Annotated in this window: 19 protein-coding genes and 1 tRNA gene; 18 read left to right on the plus strand and 2 right to left on the minus strand. The window is 66.7% G+C overall.

Going from position 1 to position 22,798, the window contains the following annotated elements:
* Positions 1 to 31: 31 nt before the first annotated feature.
* The 3 genes from ACYU98_RS15205 to ACYU98_RS15215 are packed head-to-tail and all read left to right on the plus strand — an operon-like array spanning position 32 to position 1,623.
* Complete coding sequence (locus ACYU98_RS15205) at positions 32 to 295, plus strand: phosphoribosyl-ATP diphosphatase (protein WP_460469072.1); 264 nt, start codon at positions 32 to 34, stop codon at positions 293 to 295.
* 12 nt (positions 296 to 307) lie between these two features.
* Complete coding sequence (gene hisG, locus ACYU98_RS15210) at positions 308 to 1,153, plus strand: ATP phosphoribosyltransferase (protein ID WP_460469073.1); 846 nt, start codon at positions 308 to 310, stop codon at positions 1,151 to 1,153.
* A complete protein-coding gene (locus ACYU98_RS15215; RefSeq protein ID WP_460469074.1) occupies positions 1,141 to 1,623 on the plus strand; it encodes a PH domain-containing protein in 483 nt (160 codons plus the stop codon). Before hisG ends, ACYU98_RS15215 begins: the two co-directional genes overlap by 13 nt.
* A 30-nt stretch (positions 1,624 to 1,653) precedes the next feature.
* Here the strand turns inward: ACYU98_RS15215 and ACYU98_RS15220 are convergent, their stop codons facing one another.
* Positions 1,654 to 2,235, minus strand: coding sequence for a nucleoside/nucleotide kinase family protein (locus ACYU98_RS15220; RefSeq protein WP_460469075.1), 582 nt, complete (start codon positions 2,233 to 2,235; stop codon positions 1,654 to 1,656).
* Between the two features lie 35 nt (positions 2,236 to 2,270).
* Here ACYU98_RS15220 and hisF point away from each other — a divergent pair, with 35 nt between their 5' ends.
* Positions 2,271 to 3,026, plus strand: a complete 756-nt coding sequence (hisF, locus tag ACYU98_RS15225) for an imidazole glycerol phosphate synthase subunit HisF (RefSeq protein ID WP_460469076.1) — start codon at positions 2,271 to 2,273, stop codon at positions 3,024 to 3,026.
* Between the two features lie 65 nt (positions 3,027 to 3,091).
* Here hisF and ACYU98_RS15230 read toward each other — a convergent pair whose 3' ends face one another.
* Positions 3,092 to 3,733: a TIGR03085 family metal-binding protein gene (locus tag ACYU98_RS15230; protein WP_460469077.1), complete on the minus strand. Its 642-nt coding sequence runs from the start codon at positions 3,731 to 3,733 to the stop codon at positions 3,092 to 3,094.
* 19 nt (positions 3,734 to 3,752) lie between these two features.
* Between ACYU98_RS15230 and ACYU98_RS15235 the strand changes: the two genes are divergently transcribed.
* The 14 genes from ACYU98_RS15235 to ACYU98_RS15300 all read left to right on the plus strand — a co-directional run bounded on the left by ACYU98_RS15235 (position 3,753) and on the right by ACYU98_RS15300 (position 21,913).
* Positions 3,753 to 5,579: an ABC transporter ATP-binding protein gene (locus ACYU98_RS15235; protein WP_460469078.1), complete on the plus strand. Its 1,827-nt coding sequence runs from the start codon at positions 3,753 to 3,755 to the stop codon at positions 5,577 to 5,579.
* A gap of 35 nt (positions 5,580 to 5,614) precedes the next feature.
* Positions 5,615 to 7,378 (plus strand): ABC transporter ATP-binding protein, encoded by a 1,764-nt coding sequence (locus tag ACYU98_RS15240; protein WP_460469090.1) that lies wholly within the window; start codon positions 5,615 to 5,617, stop codon positions 7,376 to 7,378.
* A 60-nt stretch (positions 7,379 to 7,438) separates the two neighbouring features.
* Positions 7,439 to 7,798, plus strand: coding sequence for a phosphoribosyl-AMP cyclohydrolase (gene hisI / locus ACYU98_RS15245; protein WP_460469079.1), 360 nt, complete (start codon positions 7,439 to 7,441; stop codon positions 7,796 to 7,798).
* On the plus strand, positions 7,795 to 9,333 hold the full coding sequence (locus ACYU98_RS15250) for an anthranilate synthase component I (protein WP_460469080.1): 1,539 nt from the start codon (positions 7,795 to 7,797) through the stop codon (positions 9,331 to 9,333). The genes hisI and ACYU98_RS15250 overlap by 4 nt, the downstream gene beginning before the upstream one ends.
* Complete coding sequence (locus tag ACYU98_RS15255; RefSeq protein ID WP_460469081.1) at positions 9,330 to 9,959, plus strand: Trp biosynthesis-associated membrane protein; 630 nt, start codon at positions 9,330 to 9,332, stop codon at positions 9,957 to 9,959. The genes ACYU98_RS15250 and ACYU98_RS15255 overlap by 4 nt, the downstream gene beginning before the upstream one ends.
* Positions 9,960 to 9,989: 30 nt before the next feature.
* Entirely contained in the window at positions 9,990 to 10,235 is a 246-nt protein-coding gene (locus tag ACYU98_RS15260; RefSeq protein WP_460469082.1) for an HGxxPAAW family protein, read from the plus strand.
* Positions 10,236 to 10,257: 22 nt separating this feature from the next.
* Entirely contained in the window at positions 10,258 to 11,076 is an 819-nt protein-coding gene (trpC, locus tag ACYU98_RS15265; RefSeq protein ID WP_460469083.1) for an indole-3-glycerol phosphate synthase TrpC, read from the plus strand.
* Positions 11,073 to 12,326 carry a tryptophan synthase subunit beta gene (gene trpB / locus ACYU98_RS15270; RefSeq protein WP_460469084.1) on the plus strand — a complete coding sequence of 418 codons (1,254 nt, stop codon included), beginning with the start codon at positions 11,073 to 11,075 and terminating at the stop codon, positions 12,324 to 12,326. Before trpC ends, trpB begins: the two co-directional genes overlap by 4 nt.
* Positions 12,326 to 13,129 carry a tryptophan synthase subunit alpha gene (gene trpA / locus ACYU98_RS15275; RefSeq protein WP_460469085.1) on the plus strand — a complete coding sequence of 268 codons (804 nt, stop codon included), beginning with the start codon at positions 12,326 to 12,328 and terminating at the stop codon, positions 13,127 to 13,129. Before trpB ends, trpA begins: the two co-directional genes overlap by 1 nt.
* The gene (gene lgt, locus ACYU98_RS15280) at positions 13,126 to 14,046 is read left to right on the plus strand and encodes a prolipoprotein diacylglyceryl transferase (RefSeq protein ID WP_460469086.1); all 921 of its coding nucleotides are present in this window, start codon (positions 13,126 to 13,128) and stop codon (positions 14,044 to 14,046) included. Before trpA ends, lgt begins: the two co-directional genes overlap by 4 nt.
* Positions 14,047 to 14,212: 166 nt before the next feature.
* The gene (gene gltB, locus ACYU98_RS15285; protein WP_460469087.1) at positions 14,213 to 18,748 is read left to right on the plus strand and encodes a glutamate synthase large subunit; all 4,536 of its coding nucleotides are present in this window, start codon (positions 14,213 to 14,215) and stop codon (positions 18,746 to 18,748) included.
* Complete coding sequence (locus ACYU98_RS15290; protein WP_460469088.1) at positions 18,741 to 20,198, plus strand: glutamate synthase subunit beta; 1,458 nt, start codon at positions 18,741 to 18,743, stop codon at positions 20,196 to 20,198. Before gltB ends, ACYU98_RS15290 begins: the two co-directional genes overlap by 8 nt.
* Before the next feature lie 120 nt (positions 20,199 to 20,318).
* Complete coding sequence (gene pyk / locus ACYU98_RS15295) at positions 20,319 to 21,770, plus strand: pyruvate kinase (protein WP_460469089.1); 1,452 nt, start codon at positions 20,319 to 20,321, stop codon at positions 21,768 to 21,770.
* Between the two features lie 57 nt (positions 21,771 to 21,827).
* Positions 21,828 to 21,913, plus strand: a tRNA-Leu gene (locus ACYU98_RS15300).
* Positions 21,914 to 22,798: the final 885 nt, after the last annotated feature.

Raw genomic sequence — 22,798 nt, forward strand, 5'->3', positions numbered from 1 at the left:
TCAGCCCATGCCCTGCGTACCCTTGTCGACCGTGAAGAGCTTCGAGCAGTTGTGGGACGAACTGGGGCGCAAGGCGCAGGATCGCCCCGAGGGATCGGGAACGGTCGCGGAGCTGGACGCCGGGGTGCATTTCATCGGCAAGAAGATCGTCGAGGAGGCCGCCGAGGTGTGGATGGCCGCCGAACACGAAGGCAATGACGCGGCCGCCGAAGAGATCAGCCAACTGCTCTATCACCTGCAGGTGCTGATGCTGGAACGCGGCATCACCCTCAACGACGTCTACAAGTACCTCTGAGGAGTTCCACCGATGTTGCGTGTGGCGATGCCGAACAAGGGCAGCTTGTCCGAGCCTGCCGCCGAGATCCTGCGTGAGGCCGGCTACCGCGGGCGCCGCGAGAGCAAGGAACTCGTTGTTGTCGACAGCGACAATGACATCGAGTTCTTCTACCTGCGTCCGCGGGACATCGCGGTCTACGTCGGTCGTGGCCACCTCGACGTCGGCATCACCGGCCGTGACCTGCTGCTCGACTCTGAGTCCCCGGCCAGCGAGATCCTCCAGCTCGGCTTTGGTTCCTCCACGTTCCGGTTCGCCGGACGCCCGGGCGTTGCGACGTCGGTGGAAGACCTGGGCGGCAAGCGGATCGCGAGCAGCTTCGACGGTTTGGTGCAGTCCCACCTGACCGACCGGGGCGTTGAGGCATCGGTCGTACGCCTCGACGGCGCCGTCGAAACTGCCGTCACCCTGGGCGTGGCCGACGTCATCGCCGACGTCGTCGAAACCGGAACGACCCTGCGCAACGCCGGCCTTGAGGTCTTCGGCGACCCGATCCTGACCAGCGAAGCGATCCTGATTCGTCCGCAGAGTGCCGCGGTGAACCCGGCGGTCGAGGTCCTGATCCGACGCCTTCAGGGCGTCTTGACCGCGCGCGACTTCGTGATGCTCGACTACGACATCGCGGTCGAACTGGTCGAAGCGGCCTGCGCGTTGACCCCTGGTCTGCAGTCGCCGACGGTGTCGCCTCTGCACAACAGCGCCTACGCCGCCGTACGAGCCATGGTTCCGCGCCGTCGAACCAACGCCCTGATGGACGAGCTCTACGACATCGGCGCCCGCGCCATCCTGGTCACCGAGATCGCCGCATGTCGACTGTGACCGACCCGTACGCGGTGTTCCGGCCGCGCGTCGGCCGCTGGTTCGCGATCGGTTCGTCGGCCGCATGTGTTGTCGGGTTCGCGGTGCTCGCGTTGAGCCTTCCCCGCGGTGGCGCGAGCGGTTGGACGGACCTCGACGCGTTCTTCGTGTTCCTGTTCGGCCTGGCGTTTGCCTCCTTCCTGCTGCGCTACGCCTTCATCAAGGCGGTGCCGACGCCTTCCGGACTGCTGGTCCGCAACCTTTTCGTCACTCGCGAACTGGACTGGGCGCAGATCGTCGGGGTGCAGTTCGGCGGCGGAATCCCGTGGCTCACCCTCGACCTGGCCGACACCGAACAACTCGCCGTGATGGCGGTGCAGCGCGCCGATGGCGGTTTTGCGACGGCGGAATCGGAGCGGATGGCAGCGCTTGTGCAGGCGCTCGGATCTGCCGCATCCGATTCGCCCGATTCGCCCGAAGCGTCGGACTGAACCCGCCTCAGACAGCGCGCGCCTCGTTCATCAGCCTGTCGCGATGATCAACTGCGCGTGGTCGCGCGTGAGGTCGGCCGTGAACAGAGCCCGTTCCTGCGCGGCCCAGGTCTCCCACTCGCCGCCATAGCCACCGGTGCGAGCGCCGCCGCGGCTTTGGCGAACTGGCGCGGTTGCTTCCACCCAGACTCGAACGTCCGTCAGCCGCCGAGCCTCGCCTGTTGAACTGCCGCAGCCCTCGATCACCGCGAATCGCGTGACCGCAACTTCGTGAATCTCGGCGAATTGCCCTGAGCCCCAGTCGAACCGGCGGTACGTTCCGGTTTGGCCATCGTGCAGGGGGTGCAAGATCTGCTCGACCAACAGGTCGACACCAGCGACCAGACCGTCCCATCCGGGGTAGAGGTCGTCGAGGTGAACCACCGGCGCCTTCCCGAGCAAACCAGCGACCAGTTCGGCCAGGCTCGACTTTCCAGCGGCCGACGGTCCATCGATTGCCACAATGACGGGGCGCGCCCGACCGATGTGCTCGCTGGCGTCGTACGCCATGTCGGCCACGCGCCGGGCATCGATGGGGTCGGCCAGGTTCGGGCCGTGTAGATGGACGCTCATCCGCGCCACCGTACGGCGCAACTACGCTGTGCGCCATGTCCGTCGCGGTCCGTGTCATTCCTTGTCTCGACGTCGACGCCGGCCGAGTGGTCAAGGGCGTCAACTTCGCTGATCTCCGCGACGCCGGTGACCCTGTCGAACTGGCCCATCGCTACGACCAGCAGGGTGCCGACGAGCTCACTTTCCTCGACATCACGGCAAGCTCCGCCGGGCGCGACACGACCTATGACGTGGTCGGGCGAACCGCCGAAGAAGTCTTCATCCCGCTGACTGTCGGTGGTGGGGTGCGCACCGCGGACGACGTGGACCGGTTGTTGCGCGCGGGTGCCGACAAAGTCGGCATCAACACCGGTGCGATTCACCGGCCCGAGGTGATCCGCGAGATCGCCGACCGGTTCGGTTCGCAGGTGCTCGTGCTGTCAGCCGACATACGCCGCGACGAGCGGGGCAACTTCGAAGTCACCACCCATGGCGGTCGCAAGTCGGCCGGGCTGGAAGCGATCGAGTGGTGCCGGCAAGCGGTCGGACTCGGCGCTGGCGAGATCCTGTTGAACTCGATGGACGCCGACGGCACCAAGGACGGCTTCGACCTCGAGCTGATCCGCGCGGTCCGCGCCGAGGTGGACGTTCCGCTGATCGCCAGTGGGGGAGCAGGCCGAGTCGAGCATTTCGTCGATGCGGTCGAGGCGGGCGCCGATGCGGTCCTGGCTGCCTCGGTCTTCCACTTCGGCGAGCTGACGATCGGGCAGGTCAAGGACGCGTTACGCGCGGCCGGTTACCCGGTGCGCTGATTCAACAGCACGGGTCTCAGGGGCCGCCACGAAGAGCCCCGCAGGTCGAGCTCCAGCCCGTGGGCTCAACCACCCAGCGGCGTCTGGCGCAGTTCCTCAACATCGTGGTCCGCGCCGTCCAGCTCCACATCGGTGACCGCCCCGCGACCGTACGCGTAGAGCAGCACCTCCTGCGGCTCGCCCAGCAGCACCACGTTCCCGTGTCCGTCCTTCGGCGACTTCAGCGAGCGCCGACCGATCGAGCCGCAGTCGGCGACAACTCCCGTACGGGCCTCGCGCAGCGTGAGTTTCGCCATGCGGGGCAGCAGCGCAAACAGGGCGGAGCTCAGGTCCTTGTCGAGCGTGCGGCGAGCTCCCGGGTCGGCCGCCCGCAGGATGTCTTCGTGGTGGATGAAGTATTCGCCGAGGTTGGCTGCTTCGTCGATTCGGCCGAACGCGAACGGGCTCCACTTCGGCGGGCCTGAGCCGATGGTCTCCAGCAGTTCGTCAAACGGGTGCTGGGCGAACGCCTCCTGCACCTTCTCGGTGCGGCCGGCGAGCGGCGCGAGCATGATGCCCAGAGCGGCGTCGGGTCGACGCTCACGCAGGATGAGGTGAGCCGCGAGATCGCGGACCTTCCAGTCGCCGCAGAGAGTCGGCGCATCCGGGCCGACCTCCCGCATCGTGGCCACCAGGCCGGCGCGCTCGCTTTGGGCAAATGAGGACATACAAGGAATCATGGCGCACATGACCGGAACCCTGCGCCTCGGCGCGTCGATCGTCGGCCGCGGGTTCCGTGAACAACCCCTCACCCTCGGCATCGCGGTGGTTGGGTCCGCCGTCTATGGCGTGATGACGGTCTGGACCGCGCGGGTCATCGGCAACCTGCTGGACACCGTGGTGCAACCCGCCGTCGACGCTCACCGGATGACCTCGTCCGACACCTGGACGATCATCTGGCAGCTGGGAATCGTGGTGTTGATCAATGTGATTGGCGTGATCGGTCGCCGCGTTGCCGCCGGGGTCGCTTTCTTCAACCTGAACGCGAGCTACCGGCGCAAGGTCACCGGGCAATACCTGCGGCTGCCGCTCTCCTGGCACCACCGGCACCCCTCGGGTCAACTGCTCTCGAACGCGAATGCCGACGTTGAGGCCACCTGGAACATTTTCCAGCCGCTGCCGATGGCGATCGGCGTGCTGGTGATGCTCGCAGTGGGCTTGATCGAGATGTTCCGGGTTGATCTGTGGCTCGCGCTGGTCGGCTTGGTGGTGTTCCCGCTGTTGTTCGTCACCAACCTGGTGTTCCAGCGCCACATGTCGCCGCGGGTGATGCGGGCGCAGCGGTTGCGCGCGACGGTCAGCGAGGTCGCCCACGAAAGCATTGAGGCCGGTCAACTGGTGAAGGTGATGGGCCGCGAGGAGCAGGAGACCGAGCGCTTCGCCATACGCACCCGGGAGCTGCGGGACGCCGCCGTCTCCGTCGGCAGGATCCGCGGCATTTTCGATCCGTTGGTGGAAGCGATCCCGACGATCGGCACCCTCGCTGTGCTCGGCGTCGGCACAGCCCAAGTCGCGGCCGGCGCGCTCACCTCGGCGCAGGTCGTACAAGTCGCCTATCTCTTCTCCGTTCTGGCCTTCCCGGTGCGCTCCTTCGGCTGGGTCCTGGCCGGGTTGCCGCAATCGGTCGCCGGGTGGATCCGGGTGCGCAACGTCCTGGACGCGCAAGGACACATGGCGTACGGCGACACCCACCTGTCCGGTGACACCGCGGCCGCGGTGCAGGCTCAGAGGGCCGGCTATTCCTACGACCTGTCCGGATCGGTTGACCTCAGCGCGGCCGACCAGAGCGAGGGTGGGCAGCGCTGGACGGCGCTGCAGGACGTTGCGCTCGACCTGCAGCCGGGCAGCCTGACGGCGATTGTCGGCCCAACCGGTTCGGGGAAGTCGACGCTGATGAGCTTGCTGGTGCGGTTGATGGATCCCGAGCAGGGCGCCGTACGCCTGGATGGTGTCGCCGAACCCGACCTCGCCGATGGACAGATCCCGGCCGCCGCCGTACTGGTCACCCAGCAAACGTTCGTGTTCGACGACACGGTCGCCGGCAACGTCACCCTCGGCGCCGACTTCACCGACGAACAGGTGCGGGCGGCCCTGCAGGTGGCCCGCGCGGAAGACTTCGTTGCTGAGCTGCCCGACGGCGCCGCGACCCGTGTCGGTGAGCGTGGAGCGAGCCTGTCTGGCGGCCAGCGGCAACGAATCGCCTTGGCGCGTGCGGTGATTCGCCGCCCGCGCGCCCTCTTGCTGGACGACGCGACCTCTGCCGTTGACCCTCAGGTCGAGCAGTCGATCCTGCGTGGCCTGCGCGAGAGCACCGCCGGTTCGACGGTGGTCATGGTCGCCTACCGGATGTCCAGCATCGCGCTGGCCGACCAGGTGGTGTTCGTGGCCGATGGCCGGGTCAGGGACCGCGGCACCCACGACGAACTGTTGGCGCGTAGCCCTGGATATCGAGATCTGGTGACCGCATATGCGCAGCGGGCCGAGCAGGACGCCGAGCTGGAGGCAGCCAAGTGACCGCCGTCTACGAACGGGTCGGCGACGCCTCGGAGATGACCACCTGGCAGACGCTCAAGCGCGGTTTCGCGTTGTCCCCGGAATTACGCCGCGGGTTGTGGGTCACCGTCGCCCTGGCTGTCGTCTCGACGCTGGGCCGAGTGATGGTGCCGATCGCGGTGCAGCAAACCGTTGACCGCGGCATCCTCGCCAAGGGCGGACCGGACACCACGTTCGTCACCCTGATGATGGTGGCGACGGCGATCGGTGTCGGGCTGACCGGAATCGCTTCGTACGTCGTCAATCTGCGGCTGTTCCGCAGCAGCGAGGGCGGCCTGGCGACGTTGCGGGTGAAGGGCTTCCGACACGTCCACGACCTGTCGCTGCTTACCCAGAACGCGGAGCGTCGTGGCGCCCTGGTGTCGCGGGTGACCAGCGACGTCGACCAGATCAGCCAGTTCGTGCAGTTCAGCGGCCTGATGTTGCTGATGGCAATCAGTCAACTCGTCGTTGCGACCCTGCTGATGCTGGTCTACAGCCCGTTGCTCGGCGCCCTCGTCTGGATCTGTTTCGTGCCGATGTTCCTGGTGTTGCGCTGGTTCCAGGGCATCGTCGGGCGCGCCTACACCCAGGTCCGCGAGCGCGTCGGCGACATGCTCGCGGCGATCGGAGAGTCGGTGGTTGGGGCGGCGACGATCCGGGCGTACGGCGTGCAGGACCGCACAGCGCAGCGCATCGACGTCACGGTCGAGGCTCACCGGAAGGCGGCGTTGTGGGCTCAGGTCAAGGCGGTCGGCGCGTTCACCACCGGCCAGCTGGTGGCCGGGATCACGACCGTCGCGGTGCTGGTGGTCGGTGCTCATCAAGCCGCCGGCGGCGACCTCACCGTCGGTGAACTGGTTGCCTTCCTGTTCATCGTCAACCTGTTCACTCAGCCGGTCCAGATGGCCACCGAGAACCTGAACGACCTGCAGAACGCGGTCGCCGGCTGGCGGCGAGTGATCGGTCTGATCGACACTCCGGTCGCAGTTGTCGATCCGGCGAACGACCTCGACGAGACTGCCGTCGACCTGCCAACCGGCCCAGTCACCGTGGACTTCAACGGCGTCACCTTCAGCTACCCGGGTGGGCAGCCGGTGTTGCACGACGTTGACCTGCACATCCCGGCCGGCGCCCGCGTCGCGGTCGTGGGCGAGACCGGGTCGGGTAAGTCGACGATCGCGAAACTCCTTGCGCGACTGATGGATCCGACATCCGGCAGCATCCGGGTCGACGGGGTCGACCTGCGTACGGTTCCCTTCGAATCGCTGCGAGCGCGCGTCGTGTTGGTGCCGCAGGAAGGCTTCCTGTTCGATATGACGCTGTTGGACAACGTGCGATTCGCGGTGCCGAAAGCCGGCCGCGAGCAGGTGGAGTCGGCCCTGACCGAGCTCGGTCTGGCCGATTGGGTCGCCGGCTTGCCGAACGGGATCGACACCGGCGTCGGGCAACGGGGTGAATCGCTGTCGGCAGGGGAGAGGCAGTTGGTCGCCCTGGCCCGCGCCTACCTCGCCCGCCCCGACCTGCTGCTGCTCGACGAGGCGACCTCCGCCGTCGACCCAGGAACAGAAGTACGGATTCAGCGCGCGCTCGACATCGCAACGGCCGGACGTACGTCGATCTCGATTGCCCACCGCCTGGCCACCGCCGAGGCGGCCGACGTGGTTGTGGTCGTGGACCGCGGCCGAATCGTCGCGTACGGGCCGCACCGCGAGCTGGTGGGAGAACCCGACTCGATCTACGGCCGGTTGCATGCCAGCTGGGCCCGCTCGTCGCACTGATCCCTAGCCCGGGGCCGTCGCACTGGACACGGTGACCTCGCCCGCAGCGGATGCGGGACAATGGCCGACATGCTCGAAAGCCCCCTGCCTGTCGACCTCGCCGCGCGCCTGAAACGGGACGACGAGGGCCTCGTCGCGGCCGTGATCCAGCAATACGACACCGGTGAGGTGCTGATGCTGGGCTGGATGGACGACGAAGCGCTCCACCGCACCCTCACCACCGGCCGGGTGACGTTCTGGTCGCGCAGCCGCTCGGAGTACTGGCGCAAGGGCGACACCAGCGGACACGTGCAACACGTGAAATCGGTAGCAATCGACTGCGATGGCGATGCCCTGTTGGTGCGCGTCGACCAGGTCGGTGCGGCCTGCCACACCGGCGAACGCACCTGCTTCTTCACCGACCTCGAGGTGAGCGCGTGAGTGATCTGCAGGCCGATCTCACCTTCGGGACAACGTGGCCCAGCGTCGACCAGTTCGCGCTGCTGGCCGGCCAGCGACGGGTCATCCCGGTCGTGCGCCGTCTGCTGGCCGACGCTGAAACCCCGCTCGGCGTCTACCGCAAGCTCGCCGCCGGTCGTCCTGGAACCTTCCTGCTGGAATCTGCCGAACACGGCGGCGTCTGGTCGCGCTACTCGATCATCGGCGCCGCCAGCCGCGCGACGCTGACCGAGTCAGGCGGTCAGACCGACTGGATCGGCGACCCGCCGGTCGGGGTGCCGACCACCGGCGACCCGCTCGCAGCGTTGCGGGAGACCGTACGAATCCTGGCGACCGAGCCGCTTCCCGGCTTGCCGCCGCTCACCGGCGGGATGGTCGGCGCGGTCACCTACGACGCCGTACGCCGATGGGAGTCGTTGCCCGACAACGGGATTGACGAACTCGAGCTGCCCGAGTTGTCGATGATGTTGACCACCGACCTGGCGGTCTTCGACCACGGCGACAACTCGTTGCTCTTGGTCGCGAACGCGATCAACTACGACGACACCGACGAGCGGGTCGAGTGGGCCCACGCCGACGCGGTGGCCCGCCTCGACCGGATGACCACGCAGTTGATGGAGCCGGCGCCCTCGACGGTTTCGGTGCCGGAACAGGTCGAACTCGACACGACCAGCAGCCACACCCGCGACGAATATCACGCGATGGTCGACGAGTGTAAGGAAGCGATTCGCGCCGGCGAGGCCTTCCAGATCGTCGTCTCGCAGCGTTTCAGCACCCCCTGTAGCGCCGACCCGCTGGACGTCTATCGCGCGCTGCGCGCCAGCAACCCGAGCCCGTACATGTATCTGCTTCGGTTGCCGCTGCCCGACGGCACCTCGTACACGATCGTCGGCTCCAGCCCCGAGGCGTTAGTGAAGGTGACCGACGGTGAGGTCATCACTCACCCGATCGCCGGCTCGCGGCCGCGCGGCAAGACTCCGGAACAGGACGTGGATCTGGCTCAGGAGTTGACCGAGGATCCCAAGGAGCGCGCCGAACACCTGATGTTGGTCGACCTTTCGCGCAACGACCTGCAGCGGGTCTGCGCCGCCGGAACGGTCGACACCGTCGAGTTCATGCAGGTGCGGCGCTACAGCCACATCATGCATCTTGAGTCGACGGTCGTCGGCTCGCTCAAACCGGGCCGGTCCGCCTTCGACGCGCTGGTCGCCACCTTCCCGGCCGGAACCCTGAGCGGCGCTCCCAAGACCCGCGCGATGCAGATCATCGACCGGCTCGAGGGCCTGCGCCGTGGTGTCTACGGTGGGGTCGTCGGCTATCTCGACTTCGCCGGCGATCTCGACATGGCCATCGCTATCCGTACGGCGGTTCTCCACCGCGGCGTCGCCCACGTTCAGGCGGGCGCCGGCATCGTGGCCGACTCCGTTGCCGAGAGCGAATATCAGGAAACCATCACCAAGGCCGCATCCGCGCTCCGCGCCATTGCGACCGCAGAAGGGATGCGACCACCCCAGTGACAGACCCCGAAACGACCCCCGCAGAAAACCTGGCTGAAAGCCCCACCGAGGCGCCGAAGCGCAACGCGTCCTCCAAGCGCTCGGTGCTTTCCGCGGCCGCGATCTTGACCATCGCCCTGCTGCTGCTGACGACTCGATCCTGGGCCACCGGCACTGTGTCCGACACGATCACCGGAACCCTTCACGCGAGCGCGCGCGGCAGCAGTGCCGCGCCGACCGCCGTCGCCGGGGCCCTGGTGGCCGGGGCGGCGATCATAGCCTTGCTCGCCTCGCGGCGAGTGGGCCGCATCGTCGCAGCGCTGGGCCTGACGCTCGGCGGCGCCCTGGCTGCGTACGGCGCCGTGCACGTCGCATTAGACCCGTCGACCGTCCTGCGGGAGAAGATCGCCGGCGAGTCCGGACACGCCGCGGCGAGCGTCGCCGGCGCAAGCGCTAGCTTCTGGGTCTGGTTGGCGGCGTTCTGCGCCATCGCGCTGGCCGCGCTGGGCGTCATGGCTCTCGTGGTCGGTGCCCGTTGGTCGGGACTTGGGCGGCGCTACGACGCCCCCACGCGGGCCGTCACCTCAGACTGGGATCAACTCACCGCCGGAACGGACCCGACTGCAACCGAACGCGGCGAAGACTGACACAATGGGCCTATGCACGAAGGAGCGAACATGACGCAAGAGCATCACGACAACGAGGGCAAGAGTGTCGCCTCGTGGACTGCAGTCTGGATCCTGTTGGTTGCGGCCACCGTGATCGGGTTCGGCGTCATGTTCAACATCACCGCGCTGTGGATCATCGGCGCCGTGCTCGTGCTGATCGGTGTCGTCGCCGGCAAGGCGCTGACCGCGGCCGGCTTCGGCTCCCCGCCCCACGCGGCGCCGCAGGCCTTGGCCGACGAAGCGACCCAGCGCTGACCCGCGGGTCGGTGCAACACCTGTGACAACAGTTCTCGACGACATCATTGTCGGCGTTCGGGAAGACCTTCGTGATCGGATGCGTGTCGTTGGCACCGTCGAGATGGTCGAGCGCGCCGCATCCGCTCCGGCGGCTCTCGACGCCTACGCCGCCCTCGGCGAACCCGGCCCGGTGCGCGTCATCTCCGAGGTCAAGCGACGCAGCCCGAGCAAGGGCGACCTCGCCGACATCACAGACCCGGCCGCGCTAGCTGCTTCGTACGAAGCCGGCGGCGCCACGGCGATCTCCGTCCTGACCGAGCAGCGCCGCTTTGGTGGCAGCCTCGACGACCTTGACGCAGTCCGCCGTCGGGTGGGAATCCCGGTGTTGCGCAAGGACTTCATGGTCACCGAATACCAGCTGTTCGAGGCCCGTGCGCATCGCGCCGACATCGTCCTGTTGATCGTCGCCGCGCTCGAACCCTCCCGACTGCGTGACCTCTTCCAGCAGGCCCACGACCTCGGCATGGCTGCCCTGGTCGAGGTGCATGACGAGGCCGAGACCGTCCAGGCGGTCGATCTCGGTGCCCGCCTCGTTGGTGTGAACGCCCGCAACCTCAAGACCCTCGAGGTCGACCGGAGCGTCTTTCCCCGGCTCGCCGCGCAGATCCCCGGAGACCGCATCAAGGTGGCCGAGTCGGGGATTCGTGGACCGCGGGATGTCGCCGACTATGTCGCCGCCGGTGCCGACGCTGTGCTCGTCGGTGAAGCCTTGGTTATCGGCGGCGATCCCCGCGGTGCCGTCCGTGATTTCGTCACCGCGGGCGCCGAGACCCGATCAGTTCGCGGGGGAGTGCAATGACCAACGACGACCTGACCGCAAAGGTCACCGGCGAACCGACGATCGGCCGGGCCGGCATCGGGCGCTTCGGCGACTACGGCGGCCGCTATGTGCCCGAGGCTCTGATCGCGGCGCTGGAGGAACTGGATGAGGTGCGCAGCAAGGCCGCCCAGGATCCGCAGTTCCTCGGCGAGCTGGCTCAGCTGCACAAGACCTACACCGGTCGCCCGAGCATCCTGACCGAGGTTCGGCGCTTCGCCGAACACTGTGGCGGCGCGCGGGTCATCCTCAAACGAGAAGACCTCAACCACACCGGGTCCCACAAGATCAACAACGTCCTGGGTCAAGCCCTGCTGACCAAGCGGATGGGCAAGCGGCGGGTCATTGCCGAGACCGGGGCCGGCCAGCATGGCGTGGCCACGGCCACCGCCGCCGCCCTGATGGGGCTGGAGTGCGTGGTTTACATGGGTCGCGTCGACACCGAGCGTCAGGCGCTGAATGTCGCGCGGATGCGGTTGCTCGGCGCCGAAGTCGTGCCGGTCGATCACGGCTCGCGCACCCTCAAGGACGCGGTCAACGAGGCGTTCCGCGACTGGGTGGCCAACGTCGACCACACCCACTACGTGCTCGGCACAGTCACCGGTCCCTACCCGTTCCCGGAGCTGGTGCGTGACTTCCACCGCATCATCGGCGTCGAGGCGCGCGGCCAGATGCTCGACCAGTTCGGCCGGCTGCCCGACGCGATCTGTGCGTGCGTGGGTGGCGGGTCCAACGCGATGGGTATTTTCCACCGCTTCCTCGACGACGAGGGCGTACGGCTGATCGGCCTTGAGGGCGGGGGAGAAGGCGTTGAGTCCGGTCGCCACGCCGCCCGGTTCACCGGCCAGGCCACACCCGGTGTGTTGCACGGCGCCTACACCTACCTGCTGCAGGACGACCAGGGTCAAACCATCGAGTCCCACTCGGTGTCCGCCGGTCTGGACTACCCGAGCGTGGGTCCGGAGCATTCGTTCCTGCGCGATACCGGTCGCGCCGAATACCAACCAATCACCGATAACGAGGCGATGGAGGCGTTCGGTCTGCTGGCTCGCACCGAAGGCATCCTGCCCGCGATCGAGAGCGCCCACGCTTTGGCCGGGGCGATGAAGATCGGCCGCGAACTTGGCCCCGACGGGGTGGTGCTGGTCAGTCTGTCCGGTCGTGGCGACAAGGACGTCCACACCGCCGGCCGCTGGTTCGGCCTGCTTGACGATGACGGGAACCTCACCTGATGACCGACCTGTCCGACCGTCTGGCGCGGCTGAAGGCGCAGAACCGTGCGGCGCTGGTCGGCTATTTGCCGGTCGGTTTCCCCAGCGTTGATGAGTCCATCGAGGCGATGGTTGCGATGGTGCACGCCGGTGTCGACGTCGTGGAAATCGGGATGCCCTACACCGACCCGTTGATGGACGGTCCGGTCATCCAGACCGCCGCGACGCGCGCCCTCGACAACGGGGTCGAGGTCCACGACGTCTTCACCGCCGTACGAGCTGTCACCGCCGCGGGTGCCTCCGCCGTGGTGATGATTTATTGGAATCTCGTTCTGCGCTACGGCGTCGATGCCTTCGCCCGCGACCTCGCGGCCGCTGGCGGCTCCGGGCTCATCACGCCCGACTTGGTGCCCGACGAAGCCGCCGAATGGCTCGAGGCCAGCGAGAAGCACGACCTCAACCGGATCTTCCTGGTCGCGCCGAGTTCGATGCCCGAGCGCTTGATCTACACGACCTCGCATTGCTCCGGGTTCGTCTATGCCACCGCCCTGATGGGTGTCACCGGGCTGCGCGACTCGGTCGGGTCCGCGGCGAGTGAGTTGGTTGAACGACTGCGCCCGGTCACCGATTTGCCGATCTGTGTCGGGCTCGGCGTCAGCAACCCCGACCAGGCCCGCCAGGTCGCCGGCTTTGCCGACGGAGTCATCGTGGGAACGGCCCTGGTCCGCACCCTTCTCGACCACGACACCCAGCCCGAGCGGCTCGACGCCATCCGTACGCTCGCGGGCGCATTGTCCGACGGCGTTCGGCAGGCGAGGCGATGATCAGCTCCTATCTACCCAGCCCCACGACCGGTGTGTTGTGGATCGGGCCGCTCCCGCTGCGCGGCTACGCGCTGTGCATTTTGGCGGGCATCGTGGCTGCCGTCTACATCTGCGGTCGGCGCCTGGAGGCCCGTGGTTTCCAACGCGACGACGCGATGTCCGTGGCCTGGTGGGCGGTGCCGTTCGGCATCGCCGGCGGCCGGCTTTACCACGTGATCACCACCCCCGAGCCGTACTTCGGTAAGGGTGGCCACGCGATCGACGCGTTCAAAATCTGGAACGGCGGCCTCGGCATTTGGGGTGCCGTCGCCCTGGGAGCCGTCGGCGCGTTGATCGGTTGCCGCAAGGCGGGTGTGCCGTTCTTGGACTATGCCGATGCCGCAGCGCCCGGGATCGTCCTTGCCCAGGCGATGGGCCGCTGGGGCAACTGGTTCAACAACGAGCTCTACGGGCGAGCGACCGACCTGCCGTGGCGGTTGCAGATCCACGAGTGGGACGAGTCAGCTGGCCACGCCGTCCGAGACGCTTCCGGCCACGCGATCGTCCTGGGCTACTACCAACCCACATTCCTGTACGAGTCGATCTGGTGTCTGCTCATCGCGCTGCTCATCGTGGCGTGGGACCGTCGGCGCGGACTGCAGCGCGGGCGCAGTTTCGCGCTCTACATCATGGGCTACACCGCGGGCCGGCTGGTCTTCGAGCTGATGCGCTCTGACTTCGCCAACAAGATCCTCGGGCTGCGGGTGAACGTCTGGGTGGCGTCATTGGCATTCCTGTTCGGGCTCGCCCTCTGGGTGCGCTTCGGTCGCAACGAGGTGACGGTGCCGGCCGGGGAAGGTGACGCGTCGACCGCCGAGGACGCCGAGGTCGCCGAGGTCGCTGACGCCGTCGATCCCGACAGAACCGACGGCGACTGACCCTCCCCTTTCAGTCCCACCCATTGAGACAAAGCGTCCCAGCCGGTGGAACGCGGAGCGCCGCTTGTAAGCTGCGTTCTGCATGCTCGGCCAACGTCGTCCGCCATGTGAGTTGATCGGTGCCACTCCCTGGCATCACGGATGACGAAGGATGGTGATGGACGACATGGGTCAGTCCTCTTTCTCCGCGGTTCCCGCGGCTCAAGGTCTCTACAACCCGGCGTTCGAGAAGGACGCCTGCGGTGTAGCGATGGTCGCGACGATGCGCGGCTGGGCAGGGCACGACATCCTGCAGCAGGCGCTGACGGCGCTGGTCAACCTGGAACACCGCGGTGCTACCGGCGCCGACCCCACAGTCGGGGACGGTGCAGGGATCCTCACCCAGATGCCCGATGAGTTCCTGCGCGCGGTGTGTGACTTTGACCTGCCGGCCAAGGGTGAATACGCCGTCGGTATCGCGTTCATGCCACAGGACCCCGACGAGCAGTGGCATGTCGGTGAGCGCTTCGATCAGATCGCCCAGGAAGAGCAGCTGCGCGTCGTCGGATGGCGCGATGTGCCGACCGATGGCAGCTCGATCGGCGAGGCCGCTCGTGCCGTGATGCCGGTCTTCCGGCAGCCGGTGGTGACCTCCGCCGAGGGCGGGGTGACCGGCCTGGACCTCGAGCGTCGCGCCTACGCCCTGCGCCGCCGGATCGAGCGCGAGACCTCGGTCTACTTCCCGTCGTTCTCCTCGCGGACCATCACCTACAAGGGCATGCTCACCACCGCGCAATTGGGCACCTTCTATCCGGACCTGTCCGACGAGCGCTTCGTCACCGAGCTCGCTTTGGTCCACTCCCGCTTCTCGACCAACACCTTCCCGAGCTGGCCGCTGGCCCACCCCTACCGATTGATCGCCCACAACGGTGAGATCAACACGGTGCGCGGCAACCGCAACTGGATGGCGGCGCGCGAGTCGACGCTGCGCAGCGAATTGCTCGGCGACATGGAGCGGTTGTTCCCGATCTGTGCCGGTGAGGTCAGCGACTCCGCATCGTTCGACGAAGTGCTGGAACTGCTCCACCTCGGCGGCCGCAGCCTGCCCCACGCTGTGCTGATGATGATCCCCGAGGCCTGGGAAAACCACGCCTCGATGGACCCGGCTCGGCGCGCGTTTTACGAATACCACTCCGCGTTGATGGAACCGTGGGACGGGCCGGCATGCGTGGCGTTCACCGACGGCACCCTGGTCGGCGCGGTCTTGGACCGCAACGGTCTGCGCCCAGGCCGCTATGCCGTCACCGACGACGGACTGGTCGTGCTCGCTTCCGAAGCTGGGGTGCTCGACCTCGACCCGGCCAAGGTGGTCCGCAAGGGTCGCCTGCAACCGGGCAAGATGTTCCTGGTCGACACTGAGGCCGGTCGCCTCGTCGGCGATGAGGAGATCAAGTCCCAGCTCGCGGCCGAGAAGCCGTATCAGGAGTGGTTGCACGGCGGACTGATCCAGTTCGAGGACCTGCCCGAGCGCGAACACATCTGGCATTCGCCCAAGTCGGTCGAGCGTCGTCAGCAGACGTTCGGCTACACCGACGAAGAGATCCGAATCCTGCTGCGGCCGATGGCTGCCGGCAAGGGCGAGGCGCTCGGCTCGATGGGCACCGACAGCCCGATCGCGGTCCTTTCCGATCGTCCTCGGCTGATCTTCGACTACTTCACCCAGCTCTTCGCGCAGGTCACCAACCCGCCGCTCGATGCGATCCGCGAGGAACTGGTCACCTCCCTGGGCGGCTTGATGGGGCCCGAGGGAAACCTGCTGGACGCGTTGCCGCAACACGCCCGCCAGGTTGAGTTGCCGTTCCCGGTGATCGACAACGATCAGCTCGCGAAGATCCGCCACATCAATGCCGAGGGCAACTTCCCGGGCTTCGCGACCTACGTCATCCGGGGAACGTACGACGTGCACGGCGGGGTCACCGCACTGCGCGCACGTCTGCGCGGCATCTGTACGGAGGTCTCCGCGGCTCTCGCCGACGGCTACCGCTTCATCGTGTTGTCCGACCGTGACAGCAACGCCGACTTCGCGCCGATCCCGTCGTTGCTGCTGACCTCGACCGTCCATCACCACCTGATCCGGGAGAAGACCCGCACCCAGGTCGGCCTGCTGGTTGAGGCCGGTGACGTCCGCGAGGTGCACCACGTTGCGCTGCTGGTGGGTTATGGCGCCGCCGCGGTCAACCCGTACCTCGCGATGGAGACTGTCGAGGACCTGGTTCGCAGCGGCGTGCTGTCCGACGTCACCGCCGAGCAAGCAGTCAAGAACCTCATCAAGGCGCTCGGCAAGGGCCTGTTGAAGGTGATGTCGAAGATGGGCATCTCGACCGTCGCGTCCTACCGCGGCGCTCAGGTGTTCGAGGCGATCGGCCTGTCGCAGGATCTGATCGATGACCACTTCACCGGAACGGTCTCCCGCCTGGGTGGCATCGGCCTGGACGCCGTCGCCAAGGAGGTCGCCGCGCGTCACTCCAAGGCCTATCCGCGCAGCGGCCAGCTGCAGGCCCACCGCACCCTCGAGGTCGGTGGCGAATACCAGTGGCGCCGTGAGGGCCCGCCGCACCTGTTCGACCCGGAGACGGTCTTCCGCCTGCAGCACTCCACGCGGCAGCGCCGCTACGACATCTTCAAGCAGTACACCGACCGGGTGAACGACCAAGCGCAGCGATTGATGACGCTGCGCGGCCTGTTCAAGTTCGATTCCCAACGACCGTCGATCCCGATCGAGGAGGTCGAGCCAGTCAGCGAGATCGTCAAGCGGTTCTCCACCGGCGCGATGAGCTACGGCTCGATCTCGCAAGAGGCCCACGAGACGATGGCTATCGCGATGAACCGGCTGGGGGGACGCTCGAACACCGGTGAGGGTGGCGAAGACGCCGATCGGCTGCAGGACCCGGAACGTCGGTCCTCGATCAAGCAGGTCGCCTCCGGCCGCTTCGGTGTCACTTCCCATTATCTCACCGAAGCCGACGACATCCAGATCAAGATGGCCCAGGGCGCCAAGCCCGGCGAGGGTGGCCAGCTGCCCGGCAACAAGGTCTACCCGTGGGTGGCCAAGACACGTCACTCGACGCCGGGTGTCGGGCTGATCAGCCCGCCGCCGCACCACGACATCTATTCGATCGAGGACCTGGCTCAGCTGATCCACGACCTCAAGAACGCCAACCCCTCGGCTCGCGTCCACGTGAAGCTGGTCGCCGAGATGGGCGTCGGAACGGTCGCGACGGGCGTGAGCAAGGCCCATGCCGATGTTGTCCTGATCTCCGGCCACGACGGCGGAACGGGTGCGGCCCCGCTGACCTCGCTCAAGCACGCCGGCGGCCCATGGGAGCTCGGCTTGGCCGAGACCCAGCAGACGCTGTTGCTGAACAACCTGCGCGACCGCATCGTGGTGCAGGCCGACGGCCAGCTGAAGACTGGTCGCGACGTGATGATCGCCGCGCTGCTCGGCGCGGAGGAGTTCGGTTTCGCGACGGCACCCTTGGTCGTCAGCGGTTGCGTGATGATGCGCGTCTGTCACCTCGACACCTGCCCAGTGGGTATTGCCACCCAGAACCCCGAACTGCGGGAGCGGTTCAGCGGCAAGCCGGAGTTCGTCGAGACCTTCTTCGAATACATCGCCGAAGAGGTTCGGGAGCTGCTCGCCGAGCTGGGCTTCCGCACCCTGGAGGAGGCGGTCGGCCACCGTGAGTCGCTCGACGTCGTCGATGCGATCAACCACTGGAAGGCTGCGGGGCTCGACCTCACGCCGATCCTGGCCGGCGTCGACATCCCCGAGGGCGCGCCGTTGCACTGCGTCACCACGCAGGACCACGGGCTCGACAAGGCCTTGGACCAGGAACTGATCCGACTGAGCGCGGATGCGCTCGACCGGCAAGAACCCGTACGGATCGATCTTCCGGTCAGCAACGTGAACCGGACCGTCGGCACCATGCTCGGCCACGAGGTCACCAAGCGTTATCCGCAGGGTTTGCCCGACGGACTGATCGACGTGTCGCTGCGTGGATCGGCCGGGCAGTCGCTCGGCGCGTTCCTGCCCGCCGGTGTCACTTTGCGGATGTTCGGCGAGGCCAACGACTACGTCGGCAAGGGACTGTCTGGCGGACGTGTCGTCGTACGACCCCTGCCGGAGGCATCGTTGGTCGCTGAAGCGAACGCGATCGCCGGAAACGTCATCGCCTACGGCGCCACCTCAGGTGAAGTGTTCTTGCGCGGCCTGGTCGGCGAGCGGTTCTGCGTTCGCAACTCCGGCGCCAGCGCGGTCGTCGAGGGTGTCGGTGACCACGGGTGCGAATACATGACCGGTGGAACAGTGCTGGTGCTCGGGCCCACCGGGCGCAACTTCGGTGCCGGCATGTCCGGTGGCGTCGCTTTCGTGCTCGACCTCGACGAGTCGCTGGTCAACACCGAGCTGGTCGACGTCAGGGCATTGCGTGAGCGCGACAAGGAGGTCGTGCACACGCTGCTGCGCGACCACCACGAATGGACCGAGTCGACGGTCGCGAGCAAGCTGCTCGCCGACCTCGACACCGCGTACGAACGACTGTCGTTGGTGCTCCCACGGGACTACCAGCGGGTGTTGGACGTGCGTGAAGAAGCGAAGACCGAGGGCCTCGACCTCGACGGCACCGAGGTCTGGGGACGAATCATGGAGGTGTCCGGTGGCTGATCCGCGCGGATTCTTGAAGCATCGCGAACGTGAACTGCCCGCTCGCCGTCCGGTGCCTGTGCGCATCAAGGACTGGAAAGAGGTCTACGAAGAGCAGGAGCTCGGTCAGTTGCAACGGCAGGCCAGCCGCTGCATGGACTGCGGAATCCCGTTCTGCCACAACGGTTGTCCGCTCGGGAACCTCATCCCGGAGTGGAACGACCTGACCTACCGTGGCGACTGGAGCGACGCGATCGACCGGTTGCACGCGACCAACAACTTCCCGGAGTTCACTGGTCGCCTCTGCCCGGCGCCCTGCGAGACGGCCTGCGTGCTCGGTATCAGCCAGCCTGCGGTGACCATCAAGCAGGTCGAGGTGACGATCATCGAGAAGGCCTTCGACGACGGCACCGTCGAACCGCAGATCCCGCACCGCCTGACCGGCAAGACCGTCGCGGTCGTCGGGTCGGGACCGGCCGGTCTGGCCGTTGCCCAACAGTTGACGCGCGCCGGTCACACCGTTGCGGTCTACGAGCGGGCCGACAAGCCGGGTGGCTTGCTGCGCTATGGCATCCCCGAGTTCAAGATGGAGAAGTCGGTCGTCGATCGGCGGCTGGCCCAGATGACCGCCGAGGGCACCCGGTTCCGCTGCAACACCGAGATCGGTGTGGACATCACCGGTGAGCAGTTGCGTCAGCGCTACGACGCGGTCGTGCTCGCGATCGGGGCCACTGTTCCGCGCGATCTGCCGACTCCGGGCCGTGAACTGAACGGCATCATGCAGGCGATGGAGTTCCTCCCGCCTTCGAACCGCGTCGCAATCGGCGAGATGGTGGAGAACCAGGTCACCGCTGAGGGCAAGCACGTCGTGGTCATTGGCGGCGGCGACACCGGTGCCGACTGCATCGGCACCTCGCACCGGCATGGCGCGAAGTCGGTCACATCGCTGGAAATCATGCCGCAACCCACCACGGAGCGCGTCCCGAACCAACCCTGGCCGACCTACCCGATGCTCTTCCGAGTGGCCAGCGCACATGAGGAAGGTGGCGACCGGGTCTACTCGGTCAACACCACCGAGTTCGTTGGCGACGGCAACGGCAACGTCAAGGGGTTGAAGCTGGTCGAGGTCACCAAGGGTGACAACGGCTTTGCTGAGGTGCCTGGCTCGGAGCGCGAAATCCCGGCCGACCTGGTGTTGCTCGCGATGGGCTTCCTCGGCCCGCAGGGCGAGGGTCTGGTCGAGCAGTTGGGCGTGCAAACCGACGAGCGGTCGAATGTCCGCCGCGACGAGCAGTTCATGACCAGCGTCCCGGGCGTCTTCGTCTGCGGTGATGCCGGCCGTGGTCAGTCGCTCATCGTGTGGGCGATCGCCGAGGGTCGCTCCGCGGCTGCGGGAGTCGACCAATACCTCGGTGGGGCAACCGAACTGCCGTCGCCGATCCGGCCGACGGATCGTCCGCTGACCGTCTGAGAACGGTCGCCGGCACCCGGTGGCGGGAGTGTTTCCGCTCGCGTCACCGGGCGTTCGTTCAGCTACTGACCGTTACGAGATGTGTTCGGTGTTTGTGCTGACAATGGATAGGCTCGCACTATGCGCAGAGCGAAGATTGTCGCCACCATGGGCCCGGCCGTTGCTTCCCAGGAGAAGATAGTTGCCCTCGTCGAGGCTGGCCTCGACGTCGCCCGACTGAACCTTTCCCACGGGTCCCACGAGGACCACGAGCAGATGTACCACTGGGTGCGGCAGGCCTCCGATCAAGCGGGACACGCCGTCGCGGTGCTCGCCGACCTGCAAGGCCCCAAGATCCGCACCGGCCGATTCTCCGGCGGTCCGATCACCCTCGCCAACGGCGACAGTTTCACGATCACGATCGATGACATCGACGGCGACCAGCATCGCGTCTCGACGACCTTCAAGGGCCTTCCCGGCGACGTACGCGCCGGCGACCGGATCCTGATCGACGACGGCAAGGTCGAACTCAGCGCAACCCGCGTCACTGACACCGATGTCGAAACGGTTGTCGTCGAGGGCGGGGTCGTCTCCAACAACAAGGGCATCAACCTGCCGGGCGTGGCAGTGAGCGTTCCGGCGCTCTCGCAGAAGGACGAGGATGACCTGCGCTGGGCGCTGCGCACCGGCTGCGACCTGATCGCTTTGTCGTTCGTACGCGACGCCGCCGACATCGAGCGGGTCCACCAGATCATGGCGGAGGAGGGCGAACAGCGCGACGTCATCGCCAAGATCGAGAAGCCGCAGGCGGTCGAGAACCTCGCGGCGATCGTAGAGGCGTTCGACGGCATCATGGTCGCCCGGGGTGACCTGGGCGTTGAGCTGCCGTTGGAAGATGTCCCGATCGTGCAGAAGATCGCCATCGAGTTGGCGCGGGCTGCCTCGAAGCCGGTGATTGTGGCGACTCAGGTGTTGGAGTCGATGATCGAGAACTCGCGGCCGACCCGCGCCGAGACCAGCGACTGCGCGAACGCGGTGCTCGACGGGGCCGACGCGATCATGCTGTCGGGGGAGACGTCGATGGGGAAGTGGCCCGTCGAGACCGTGCGCACGATGGCTCGCATCATTGAGAGCACAGAGGACCACGGCCTCAGCCGGATCGGCTCGGTGGACGTCACAGCGACAACGATGGGCGGGGCGATCTGCAAGGCCGCCGTCGAGGTGGGCGAACTGGTCGCGGCGAAATACCTGATCACCTTCACCACGATCGGCGGGTCGACCAAGCGGATGGCGCGGTTGCGCTGCCGGATCCCGATGCTTGCCTTCACGCCGAACCAACTCACCCGCAGCGAGCTCGCGCTCACCTGGGGAGTGGAGACCTTCCTGGTCGACGAGGTCGTCCACACAGACCAGATGGCGCTCCAGGTCGACGAGGTGCTGCTCGGCACCGGCCATGTCGTCGAAGGTGACCTAGTGGTGATCGTCGCCGGCTCGCCCCCCGGCATCCCCGGCTCCACGAACGCGCTGCGTGTCCACAAGATCGGCGACGCGAAGAACGGTGTGGCCCCGGCCTACGGCTTCCATCAGGACTGAACCGCAAACGGATTCGTCCTCGGGGCGGGGGCTGTCGTAGACTGACGCGGCACTCCGGCCGGGGTGGTGGAATGGCAGACACGGCGCACTCAAAATGCGTTGCTCGAAAGGGCGTGCGGGTTCAAGTCCCGCTCCCGGCACCAAGACCTCCTTACTCGAACCCGCACGAAAAAAATCGGCGAGTCGGTAGGTCTCGGGATCAAGATCAGCGCCTTTGGCCTTCAGGCTAGAGGCGCTGTTTCGTGCCAGGACATCGCGTGGGCGCACTGCCGCCGACTCGGCTCGATCCACGTTGCTGCTCTGAGCGGCGTACGCAGTGGCTGCCTCGTGTAGCTCGTGGACGAGTGGCGTCTTCTCGTCCCGCACGACGCCGTGTTCCTCGATCCAGAGCTTGGTGAAGCTGGCCAGGTTGAGGTCTCGCCGTGAGGCTGGTGGTGCGCCGGCGTAGAACTCTTCGGGTCGCTCCAGCAGAGCGGCGTGCTGCTGGATGAGGCGTGCGCCCTGGGTGATCTTCTCGCCCGTCTCCGTGAGTCCCTGCTCGGCTCGTCCGCGCTCGATCTGTACTTGGCGCAGCCTGGCCCGGATCTTTTCGCGGGGTAGGGAACCATCCTCGGCGAGGTCGAGGAGCTTCTCTTCACGTCCGGCGAGTGTGGCGAGCTTTTTGCGGTACCCCGCGTGTAGATCGCGGATGCTGGCTTGTTCGCTGGCCACCGGAACCTGTCGAGGGGTGCAGCACCCCTTTGGCGACGCGATGTCGACTCATGAAGTGCGAGTGGTGAAGCCACTGGTGCTGGTCGCGGTGTTCGTCCTGCGAACTTGCGATTTGTCAGCCCTGCAAATATCAACCCGCACCCCACAAAAATGGATAGATACCGATAACTATATGAAAATGGGCTGAGAGCGCATCACAATTGCATAACGGCGGGTCTGTCAGGAATTTTGTGTAAGTGGTTCGGCGTGATGTCACGGCTTGGGTCGTGGCGGCAAGGAGTTTCACGTCATGGAGTCCATGGAGTATGACGAGTCCT

It is taken from the genome of Calidifontibacter terrae, from assembly GCF_054778835.1.

Bases quoted from the DNA above. Each gene is read 5' to 3' on its own strand.
- hisF (WP_460469076.1), top strand. From the start codon at position 2,271: ATGTCCGTCGCGGTCCGTGTCATTCCTTGTCTCGACGTCGACGCCGGC.
- ACYU98_RS15235 (WP_460469078.1), top strand. From the start codon at position 3,753: ATGACCGGAACCCTGCGCCTCGGCGCGTCGATCGTCGGCCGCGGGTTC.
- ACYU98_RS15230 (WP_460469077.1), bottom strand. From the start codon at position 3,733: ATGTCCTCATTTGCCCAAAGCGAGCGCGCCGGCCTGGTGGCCACGATG.
- pyk (WP_460469089.1), top strand. From the start codon at position 20,319: ATGCGCAGAGCGAAGATTGTCGCCACCATGGGCCCGGCCGTTGCTTCC.
- trpB (WP_460469084.1), top strand. From the start codon at position 11,073: ATGACCAACGACGACCTGACCGCAAAGGTCACCGGCGAACCGACGATC.
- trpA (WP_460469085.1), top strand. From the start codon at position 12,326: ATGACCGACCTGTCCGACCGTCTGGCGCGGCTGAAGGCGCAGAACCGT.
- hisI (WP_460469079.1), top strand. From the start codon at position 7,439: ATGGCCGACATGCTCGAAAGCCCCCTGCCTGTCGACCTCGCCGCGCGC.
- hisG (WP_460469073.1), top strand. From the start codon at position 308: ATGTTGCGTGTGGCGATGCCGAACAAGGGCAGCTTGTCCGAGCCTGCC.
- ACYU98_RS15240 (WP_460469090.1), top strand. From the start codon at position 5,615: ATGACCACCTGGCAGACGCTCAAGCGCGGTTTCGCGTTGTCCCCGGAA.
- gltB (WP_460469087.1), top strand. From the start codon at position 14,213: ATGGGTCAGTCCTCTTTCTCCGCGGTTCCCGCGGCTCAAGGTCTCTAC.
- ACYU98_RS15215 (WP_460469074.1), top strand. From the start codon at position 1,141: ATGTCGACTGTGACCGACCCGTACGCGGTGTTCCGGCCGCGCGTCGGC.
- ACYU98_RS15220 (WP_460469075.1), bottom strand. From the start codon at position 2,235: ATGAGCGTCCATCTACACGGCCCGAACCTGGCCGACCCCATCGATGCC.
- lgt (WP_460469086.1), top strand. From the start codon at position 13,126: ATGATCAGCTCCTATCTACCCAGCCCCACGACCGGTGTGTTGTGGATC.
- ACYU98_RS15260 (WP_460469082.1), top strand. From the start codon at position 9,990: ATGACGCAAGAGCATCACGACAACGAGGGCAAGAGTGTCGCCTCGTGG.